The organism is Oleiphilus sp. HI0086 (assembly GCF_001635225.1).
On the sequence record NZ_LWFZ01000693.1, the window covers coordinates 1 to 9,052 of the forward strand.

Annotated in this window: 11 protein-coding genes and 1 tRNA gene; 1 reads left to right on the plus strand and 11 read right to left on the minus strand. The window is 44.1% G+C overall.

What is annotated here, in order from left to right; genetic code table 11:
* Positions 1 to 281: ATP-binding cassette domain-containing protein (locus A3756_RS10945; RefSeq protein ID WP_156490414.1), on the minus strand; the 281-nt coding region annotated here is incomplete at its 3' end.
* Positions 282 to 438: 157 nt separating this feature from the next.
* Between A3756_RS10945 and A3756_RS10950 the strand changes: the two genes are divergently transcribed.
* On the plus strand, positions 439 to 1,017 hold the full coding sequence (locus A3756_RS10950; protein ID WP_082865206.1) for a hypothetical protein: 579 nt from the start codon (positions 439 to 441) through the stop codon (positions 1,015 to 1,017).
* 61 nt (positions 1,018 to 1,078) lie between these two features.
* On the opposite strand, the gene A3756_RS10955 is transcribed toward A3756_RS10950, so the two are convergent.
* The 10 genes from A3756_RS10955 to recR all read right to left on the minus strand — a co-directional run.
* Positions 1,079 to 1,888, minus strand: a complete 810-nt coding sequence (locus A3756_RS10955) for an MOSC domain-containing protein (protein WP_068509730.1) — start codon at positions 1,886 to 1,888, stop codon at positions 1,079 to 1,081.
* The gene (locus A3756_RS10960; RefSeq protein ID WP_068553498.1) at positions 1,889 to 2,818 is read right to left on the minus strand and encodes a chemotaxis protein; all 930 of its coding nucleotides are present in this window, start codon (positions 2,816 to 2,818) and stop codon (positions 1,889 to 1,891) included.
* A gap of 187 nt (positions 2,819 to 3,005) precedes the next feature.
* Positions 3,006 to 3,081, minus strand: a tRNA-Gly gene (locus A3756_RS10965).
* Between the two features lie 234 nt (positions 3,082 to 3,315).
* Complete coding sequence (locus A3756_RS10970) at positions 3,316 to 5,874, minus strand: vWA domain-containing protein (RefSeq protein ID WP_068514789.1); 2,559 nt, start codon at positions 5,872 to 5,874, stop codon at positions 3,316 to 3,318.
* 174 nt (positions 5,875 to 6,048) lie between these two features.
* A complete protein-coding gene (locus tag A3756_RS10975) occupies positions 6,049 to 6,303 on the minus strand; it encodes a DUF1653 domain-containing protein (RefSeq protein WP_068514784.1) in 255 nt (84 codons plus the stop codon).
* Positions 6,300 to 6,647 carry a hypothetical protein gene (locus tag A3756_RS10980; RefSeq protein ID WP_068514779.1) on the minus strand — a complete coding sequence of 116 codons (348 nt, stop codon included), beginning with the start codon at positions 6,645 to 6,647 and terminating at the stop codon, positions 6,300 to 6,302. Before A3756_RS10980 ends, A3756_RS10975 begins: the two co-directional genes overlap by 4 nt.
* Before the next feature lie 105 nt (positions 6,648 to 6,752).
* Positions 6,753 to 7,190 (minus strand): YcgN family cysteine cluster protein, encoded by a 438-nt coding sequence (locus tag A3756_RS10985; RefSeq protein ID WP_082865207.1) that lies wholly within the window; start codon positions 7,188 to 7,190, stop codon positions 6,753 to 6,755.
* A 24-nt stretch (positions 7,191 to 7,214) separates the two neighbouring features.
* Positions 7,215 to 7,529: a YcgL domain-containing protein gene (locus A3756_RS10990; protein ID WP_231872079.1), complete on the minus strand. Its 315-nt coding sequence runs from the start codon at positions 7,527 to 7,529 to the stop codon at positions 7,215 to 7,217.
* Positions 7,530 to 7,534: 5 nt separating this feature from the next.
* Positions 7,535 to 8,647 carry a ribonuclease D gene (rnd, locus tag A3756_RS10995; RefSeq protein ID WP_068553499.1) on the minus strand — a complete coding sequence of 371 codons (1,113 nt, stop codon included), beginning with the start codon at positions 8,645 to 8,647 and terminating at the stop codon, positions 7,535 to 7,537.
* Positions 8,648 to 8,651: 4 nt separating this feature from the next.
* A partial coding sequence (recR, locus tag A3756_RS11000) for a recombination mediator RecR (protein WP_068553500.1) occupies positions 8,652 to 9,052 on the minus strand: 401 nt, incomplete at its 5' end.

The following is a 9,052-nucleotide window of genomic DNA, read 5'->3' on the forward strand; positions in this document are numbered from 1 at the left end:
ATTTCCGGTAGGCCTTCAGCAACGACATCAAAAACGTTACGTTCATCAGCATCGGGCATGGATTGAGGCAAAGCCCCTACTTTAAGACCCTTTTGAAAATTTATGACACCGGAGTCCGGATCACTACTTTTCATTAGCAATGACATTAATGAAGACTTTCCCTCGCCATTTCTACCCAGCAGGCAAATCTTTTGTCCCTCTTCAATCGCAAACGTAACGTTATCCAGTAAGGGGCGGTGGCCATACGCTAATGACACATTTTCAAAGCGGATTATACTCATATATTTTTTTACTAAATCTTTTATGTTTTCGTAAAATTGGCTCGCCAACTGATGATTTTCAACTATCCTTCATAGAATAAGCTGGCACTGCAATGCATGCAGGCATTATGCACGACTTTTAATTTGTCACCACTGTTAAATGTAATGGAGATTCGCATTGTCTAACAATCCGGTAACATCTACCGCGAAAAAACCAGACTTGGACTGGAGTCAGGTTCGCGAAACGATCAACATGCTGACCCTAGCTGTGTCTCAGGTAGAGTGCACCATGACAGACGGCGAAAAGTCAGTAACAGAGCTGACTCAGTCGTTTACCTATATTGCCAGTCAACTGAAGGAAGTTATTGATTCACATAAAGGTGAAGAAAATGACACCTCAGGAACTGACCTGGAGTCTATTAAGCTCAGTGCTGCAGAGATCCACCAGCAGATTATGAGTGCAATTGTTGCCTTCCAATTCTACGATCGACTCACTCAACGTCTAGACCACGTCAAGCGAGATCTAGGTTGGCTGAGTAATCTGGTAAGTGATCCTCAGCAACTCTACAACCCAATGGCATGGTCTAAGCTGCAAGAAGACATCATGTCGAACTACACAATGGAAGAAGAGCGCATCATGTTCCAACACATCATGAACGGCGCAAGTGTTGACGAAGCTTTGGATATTTACAAACATCACTTTAGTGCCAAAAAAGACAGCACTGACGATACCTCGGACGAAATCGAGCTTTTCTAAGGCAAGTACCTTTCAGTTAAATGCCTATTTCTATGTTTAGAAATAGGCTGAAGCGCTTTACCTATCCCTCTTCAAGCACCTCAATTACTCTTAGCTTATCATCGAGTGAGATTTTCCCTGTATTAAGTTGAACCATATTCTGTCCGAAACAAACACCAAAATCGTTTTTTCGATACTTAGCTAGCGTCTTTAGAGGCTCTTTGCCAATCTCGCCATGCTCATCAATGCAAGTCATAATACAGCGGCTACATGGCTTAACTAATGCAAACTCTATCTCACCGATAGCAATACGCTTCCACGAGTCTTCTTGAAAAGGGATATCGCCTTCAAGCACAATATTCGGCCGAAAACGGTTCATGCCAACAGGAACTTCCAAGCGGCTATTCAGGTCATCTAATGAGGCCTGGTTAGTCAATAAAATCGGGAAACCGTCAGCAAAGCTAACTTGCTGGCTCTCTGCAAAGAACTCACGGTCGACCTGGCGAAAAGTTGAGTCAGGCATATAGGCCAAAGCCACATTCACCCCCAAATAGTCTGAAATAACTTGTGTCCGGCGGTCTTGTACGGTGAGCGCACCCACTTCATCAGACCAGACACATACATCAGCTTCTTTAGAAAACTCACTTAGCGAAAAACTGACCTCAGGAATGCCCTCGTCCGATATATTTAAAGTACTACCATCAAAGCTTGCAGAAACTTTGGCTAAGGCGCTATATTTTCGCTGAGTAATAAATCGCCCGGCATCATCCACCAACATAAAACGTCGATCAAAACGCAAACCAAAGCGATCAATTTCAACTTCACTTAAGGATACCGGACCAAGAGATTTGACCGGATGAATATTCAAAGCGGAAATTTTATATTCAGACATTTAAGAAGCCTGTTCTTTGACGTAGTCAAGAACAGCTGTTGCAAGCTCATCAGGCTGAAATTTGGATAGCAAGCGATTACACCCAACTCGCTCTGCCATAGCCTGGTTAAAACTACCACTCAAAGAAGTATGCATAATTACATAAAAGTGGCTCAATCGATCATCTTTACGAATTTCAGTCGTTAGTCGATAACCATCCATTTCCGGCATCTCGGCATCTGTTAGCACAAGTAAGCATTGCTTAAGCTTTTCCGGATCATTATCCGCCCACTCCTTAAGCATTTCATAAGCTCTTAAGCCATTTGGTGCAGTAATGGTAGGTAAACCTAGCTTTTCTATCGTACCGGTCGCCTGTGCAATTGCGACCGGTGAGTCATCGACCACCAAAACAAACTTTTCTCCTAATGAATCAATCAACTCATTCTCGAGAAGCTCTTCAGAGACATCAGTTGAATACGGAGAAATATCTGACAAGACCTTCTCTACATCAATAATCTCGACAATCTGTTCCTGATAGCGTGTTATGGCCGTTAAGTAATGCGCCCTACCCGCCGCTACCGGAGGCGGCATGATATCTTCCCAATTGAGGTTAACTATTTGCTCTATTCCGGCAACCAAAAAAGCCTGCACACTTCGATTATATTCAGTGACGACAATAATGGATTCACTGTTAACCTCAAGCGGCCTCATACCAATTGCCTGACTTAAATTGATAACGGGGACAGTCTGCCCCCTAAAGTGAGTGACACCACAAATACAAGGATGACGATGAGGCATCGCAGTTAGGTTTGGTAAATTCAGAACCTCTTGAACCTTAAATACATTGATTGCAAAGGTCTGATGACCGCTAAGCTTAAACATAAGCAACTCTAAGCGATTTTCACCTACCAGCTTGGTTCTTTGATCGACCGAAGCCAAAACACCCGACATCTTACCCTCCAGGAAAGCAGCAAATTCACCGCTAAAATCTTATCATGCAAATGCTCTACGAAAAGCCAAGCCAAGCTAGGCGCGCAGATATTCATAATGTACTAAATAGCAATAAGTTTAGACCATAAAGAAGGTCTCGACTGAAGAATGAGCCGAATTTAATGATCGATAGGTAATAAAGATAAATTGGAGCGGGAAACGAGATTCGAACTCGCGACCCCAACCTTGGCAAGGTTGTGCTCTACCAGCTGAGCTATTCCCGCTTAATCTGGTGTGATTTTTTACTTGATCATACAAGAGAGAAGTAATAACACCCCTCTTAAAACCCGATTATTTACAGAGAGTTACGCCCTCAGATCGAGTGAGGGCGTATTATAGGGAGAGCATTTTTGTCATGCAAGTCCTTTAATAATAAAAAGCGTGAAAAAGATAACACTTTTGAAATCTATCTCGAACCTTGCCCGATCACCCTACAAAATCATCAGCAGACGCTTAGATTAAGCGCCCTTATCCTTTTCTTCATCTGAGGGCAGGTCATCTGTGTCACCGATATCGAAGTCTTCCAAGTTGAACTCTTCGTCATCGTCGTCATCCAGCGGGTCGCTTAGATCCAATGCATCTTCAATTTCCTTTTCCAAGTCCTCTTCAGGCTCATCCGCAGCATCCTCAATCGCTTGAGCAATATCGGCAGCCAGGTCCTCGTCATCCCCGGAAATGTCCAGCGCATCGGCCTCTTCCGGCTCATCAAGCTCAAGCTCCTGAGCGACATCACTTAAGTCATCGGTAGATAGGTCCACGACCTCTTCAGGCTCAGGCTCAGGCTCTACTAAAGGTTCGTCATCCTCTTCAAGCTCAACAAGCGGCTCGTCATCCTCTTCCAACTCAACTAGCGGCTCATCATCCTCTTCCAACTCAACAAGCGGCTCATCCTCTGGCTCCTGAGAGGCAACTGGAACTTCTTCGGGTGGCTCTTCAACAAAGTCTAAGCCATCATCCGGTTCTGCTTCGGGTTCTTCTTCCACCTCAGCACTCGCTTCAGTTTCTACATCTTCTGCAATTTCTTCAACATCCTGATCGCTCAGGATTTCTGTTTCTTCAACTTCCTCTTCTTCCTCTTTCGCCTGACGCTTTTTAAGCAAATAGAAGGCTAAGCCACCCAAGAGCAAGCCCCCTAGAACACCGCGGCCGATAATAAACCAAATCATCATATCGTCTTCTGACTCTTCTACCAGCTCTTCTTCCGCTTCGGGCTCTTCAACAGGCTCTTCCACCTCTTCCTTAACGGGCTCTTCGGCTGGCTGAGGCAGCTCTTCTTTCGCTTCCTCTTTAGGTTCTTCAGCTTTCGGCTCTTCTACCTTTTCTTCCGCAATTGCCTCTGCAGGCAACTCTTCTGGGGCATCTTCTTGCTCGTTCACTGACACGATATTATTTGAAGCACCCGCCGGTATCGGGAACTCAGCCTCAAAAGGCTTAGGCTTGAACTTGAATTTCTTTCCTTCAATCGTCTCGGCCTTTACCTTAACAGCCACTTTATACAAGCCATCGCCTTTATCTGGCTTAATCGGTAATACCCAGCGCCCCGCCTCGGCATCTAATTCCAAGGCATTGATTAAACTACTCCCATCAGGAGCATTTACCTTCGCAAATATATTGGTATCAGTCAGAGATATCGTCTCACTCATCGGCGTGACCACTAGCGCATAATGAGCTTCATCTCCTTCCCCTTTAACCGAAAATTCAAAATCAAAAGGCGCTCTCAAATTAATAATCTGGCGTTTCTTACGCTTAAAGGTTTTCCCATCAACCAAGACCGTCACTTCATACTGACCGACCTTACTTAACTTACGAATAGCTTCTCTAAAAACGCCGTCTTCAGGAACCTCATCCGACATAGACTTCTTAGCCGTTTTATTGCTTTCTGTTTTAAGCTGCAGCTGCACATCTAATAACTGCAAAAAATCAGGATTAGTAACTGTCTTCCCTTCTTCACTAAAGCTAACGTCAACATTCAAGGGATCACCAGCGAAGAAATTGACCGGTAGTTTGCTAACATTAAGCTGCAAGTTACTAACCACTGTCACCTGGCTTCCTGGTTGAACTTCGGAGTTAATCTTCCACGTGCCTTCTAAAGGACGACTGACAGTAATCAAGTCATAACCTTTATCCTGATACCATTTGATATCCTCACCCTGGTTTTCATAGCTATATACTTTTTCATCAGGAGATAGAATTTCGGTCGGAATGCTGCCATCCCCTCTAAAGATCAAAGCAGTAAATTCTTCGATGCTAGAATCGATAACAAACTCATTTCCCTCGATAGGTACCTGCTCACTAGGAACGGCCTGTTCAAGAGCTTGGAGAAAAATTCGAGTCAGGTCTTCAGGGGTCTCGGCAACCGCCGATTGTCCACCCGTTTGAATAGCTAACTTATCCATTAAGGATTTATCAGCATTTTTTGACAAAGAGATTGAATGAATCTTGGCGCCCTTCTCTTTAAAGGTAGCCATCACTGAAGTTAGAATACGCTCACGTTCTGAGGCATTTTTCTCGGGGTCTTTATCAATATCGACCATGCCATCAGTCAGTAGAATGAAATGAGTATTCGAGAAGTCCTTACCTTCTTTATAAAAATCATCAGAAGCCTTCTCAAGCACTGCCCCAATATTTGTATATAGCGCTACAGAATTGATTTTCTTTGCTTTTTCTTTAGCGTCAAGACGCCATTGCTCATCAACAGCTTTTAACTTGACCAAATTATTAACCCATTGACCAAAAGTCCAAACACCCGCTTCATCGCCATCGGGAATCAGCTCAGTTAATAGGTTAACCGCCGGGATTCGCAAGTTGGCCGGATCATTCTTCTTCATGCTCCCGGAGATATCGATCAGCATACGTATATCGGCCCCCGCTTCATTAGCAGCGGCATCTTGTGCGAAAGCATTAGCTGAAATTAATACATTGACGAAGACCGCCAGTGTCAACATACGCTTAATAAGGCTAAGCCCTCTCAGCTTTTGCGTTATCACCTGGCGCGCAAATGATAGTTTGGAGTTCATAGATTCCCCTGCATGATCCCGGCCCAAACAAATGAGGCATTATGGACAAAATTAGTCGAACATAGATAATTTATAGCAGGTTTTACAACAACAACAATGCGATATTAAAAGTATTTTCTCTTAAATTAACGCTTACCTGTTGTTTTTATAGAAGATTAGTGTGTTTCACTAAGTTTAGAGTGATGAAGGTAAATGTTTTCCTAGCTCGACGTTATAGGCATTGATGAGCTTAAAGCGATCTTGCTCTAGACCGTTGATGGACACTGACTCTTTAAACATATCTAAAGGACGCACCCACAATCCAAACTCGCCATATAAAGCTCTATAGACAACCAACTTTTCCTCTGTCTCGCTATGCGTGACCAGGCCAAGTACCTCGTATTCAGCCCCCTTATAATGCTGATACAAGCCTGTTTCGATACCACTCATCCAGCCTTCTCCATACCCAAGAGTCTTCTCATAACCGATTCCAACATCACCACAACGATCATTAATGCATAAGCGGCGGCAATATAAACCCCTGCTTGAAGCGCTTTATCTGTGTGACCCAAAACCCAGTCATAAGCACCAACAAGGTAGGCGGGTGCCAGCCAAATACTTGCATCTGTCGCAATATTGATAGGCGTTAACAAGAGGACGGCAACCAGAACCCTTAAAGATCGCCGGGTTCGACGTAGCTTGAGATTTCTGGTCATTCGCCAAAATACGGCAATCATCACGAGCGCGGAAATCAGGTACACTGCCCACGCAGCAAGGTATGAAAAACTTTCCAACTATCTATCCTTAAGCCTATATCAACTAAACAAGATCGAGCGAGCCCATCTCATTATTAATTCGCAATTTTTAGTGTAGTTCATCTGCCTGACAGCCATAACAAACTAAATTATGTAGTCTTCCCAATCGTCTTCTGAAACCAGGCTTTCGCTGATTGCTTTTGAGCGCACCGAAATGTGATTTTCATGCATCATAATTTTGCTACCCGCGATCAAGGGGTGCCACTGGGGTAGCGGCTTCCCTTCAAATAGCAAACGATAAGAACAAGTTTCAGGGAGCCATACCGAGACCTCAGGTAAATCAGTCACACTTAGGTTAAGACAGTCAGGCACATAATTGTTTCGCTTGGAATAGACAGTACACTGACAAGCATCCGTATCCAGATATTCACAGCTGATACAGGTAAACAGCAAGTCATCGCTGTCTTCATCCTGGAGCTTATGCATACAGCACTTACCACAGCCATCACACAGAGCTTCCCACTCTTCTTTCGAAAGCTGGTCTAAGGCTTTTTCTTTCCAAAAAAACTTATCTACCGCCAATTGACTCGTCTCACCGTCATTAATTTAGCCGTGCAAACTATCTTTAGGTGGCTTATATAAATCCAACATTTCCGGGTCTTTTGCTGGCGGCATCTGCAAATAAAAGCCTTTCTCAGCAATATCGTCCAAAATTTTCTTAGCATCCGCACGGGCCAATTTCTTTTCTGGCGTGAGTATCATATCCATCACATGCTCAGCTTGCCCAAATATTTGCATCAGTGCATCAGGCAAAGAAGTCAGTTCATCCGCTCGGTCGAGGTATAAGTACATTTCCTGCTTCTTTTTACTCTTATAAACCGAGCAAAATCGTTTCGTACTCGAGGTATATTGCGTCATCATTTCTCCTAAATTCCTAGCGCCTTTGACATTTTTTCTGCTAACCAAGGCTTGCGCCATCCCAAATACTCGTTAGGCAAACTTTTATCGCCATGCCGACGAACATTTATGACAACACGTTCTAACATTTTTCTTGAGCCCAGTAACTGAACAGCAATCCCCGAATCTTTGGCGACCTGCGCGACTATCGCTTTTAGCTTCTGGTAATAATCCAGCTCCCGGCCTCTAACCGGTCGGTCAATCGGGCGTAAGTCAATTTCTGAATCACTAAACTCCGCAATTATTTCCAACAATTCCTCGCCATAGCGGCGAATAGATTTATGCTGAATATCTTTAATACGCTTCAGGTCAGACAAAACTTCTGGATGTGTTTCAGCAATTTGAATCAAACTTGTATCTGAAAACACCCAAGGTTTAGGAATATTTTTTGATTGTGCCAAGTCATCACGCCACATAACCAGCGTTTTTAGTAAAGACTGATCCACCTTTTTAAGCTCACAGCCACCACGCAGCTTCAAATAAGCATTCTCTGGTGCATCCCAAGACTGAAAAAACTGCTGAACCAATGAAGCACTTTCTTCTAATACCGCTGCCATAAAAGACTTGGCTGAAAGCTGTGCCTGCAGCTCAGAATAAAGCGTCAGCAAATACTCAACATCTTTCGCAGCATAAGCTAACTGGCTATCAAACAAAGGGCGACGCAGCCAGTCGGAGCGCGTTTCAGACTTGTCTAGCTCATGCCCAAGCACCTCTTGCACAAGCTTTTGGTAACCAAGCGACGGCCCTAAACCCAAAAATGCTGCCGCCAACTGGGTATCAAACGCGGCTTTGATGCGCGCACCCGTCGAATGAAACAAAAGCTCAATATCTTCACTCATCGAATGCAAGACCTTGACCACTGACTCACTTTCTAGCAAAGGCGCTAACAAACTGAGATCATCTACTTCCAAAGGGTCAATCAGGTAGACGTGCTCGCCTGCTGCAATCTGTATGAGACCCGGTGCTGCGAAATAGGTGTTGGTTCGCATAAATTCGGTATCGATTGCAACGACAGTTTCATTTAAACAAAGCTTTATAGCCTCAGTAAGCGCTGCTGCATCATTAATAATCTGGACACTCATTTAATCAACCTTCTTCAATAACAGGCTTGCGCCCGGAAAAGGCATGACTAAGCGTCCCACCATCAACATAACCAAGATTCCCACCTAGAGGAATACCATGCGCTAAGCGCGTAATGAGTACATCAGACTCACTAAACACTTCAGCAATGTAATGAGCCGTTGCTTCACCTTCAACGGTTGGGTTTGTAGCCAATATTATTTCCTTGGCTGACAATGAGCTGACTCGATCCATTAAAGCTGGAATGCCGATCTCTGCAGGACCTTTACCATCAAGTGGTGACAAGCTACCTTTCAATACGAAGTACACACCCTTAAACTGATGTGTCTGTTCAATCGCGATCAAATCAGAGGGAGATTCGACAACACATAAAGTGTTGTGTTCCCGCTGAGCGTCCTGACAGATAT

Bases quoted from the DNA above. Each gene is read 5' to 3' on its own strand.
- A3756_RS10975 (WP_068514784.1), bottom strand. From the start codon at position 6,303: ATGAGTGGTATCGAAACAGGCTTGTATCAGCATTATAAGGGGGCTGAA.
- A3756_RS10970 (WP_068514789.1), bottom strand. From the start codon at position 5,874: ATGAACTCCAAACTATCATTTGCGCGCCAGGTGATAACGCAAAAGCTG.
- A3756_RS10960 (WP_068553498.1), bottom strand. From the start codon at position 2,818: ATGTCGGGTGTTTTGGCTTCGGTCGATCAAAGAACCAAGCTGGTAGGT.
- A3756_RS10990 (WP_231872079.1), bottom strand. From the start codon at position 7,529: ATGATGACGCAATATACCTCGAGTACGAAACGATTTTGCTCGGTTTAT.
- rnd (WP_068553499.1), bottom strand. From the start codon at position 8,647: ATGAGTGTCCAGATTATTAATGATGCAGCAGCGCTTACTGAGGCTATA.
- A3756_RS10955 (WP_068509730.1), bottom strand. From the start codon at position 1,888: ATGTCTGAATATAAAATTTCCGCTTTGAATATTCATCCGGTCAAATCT.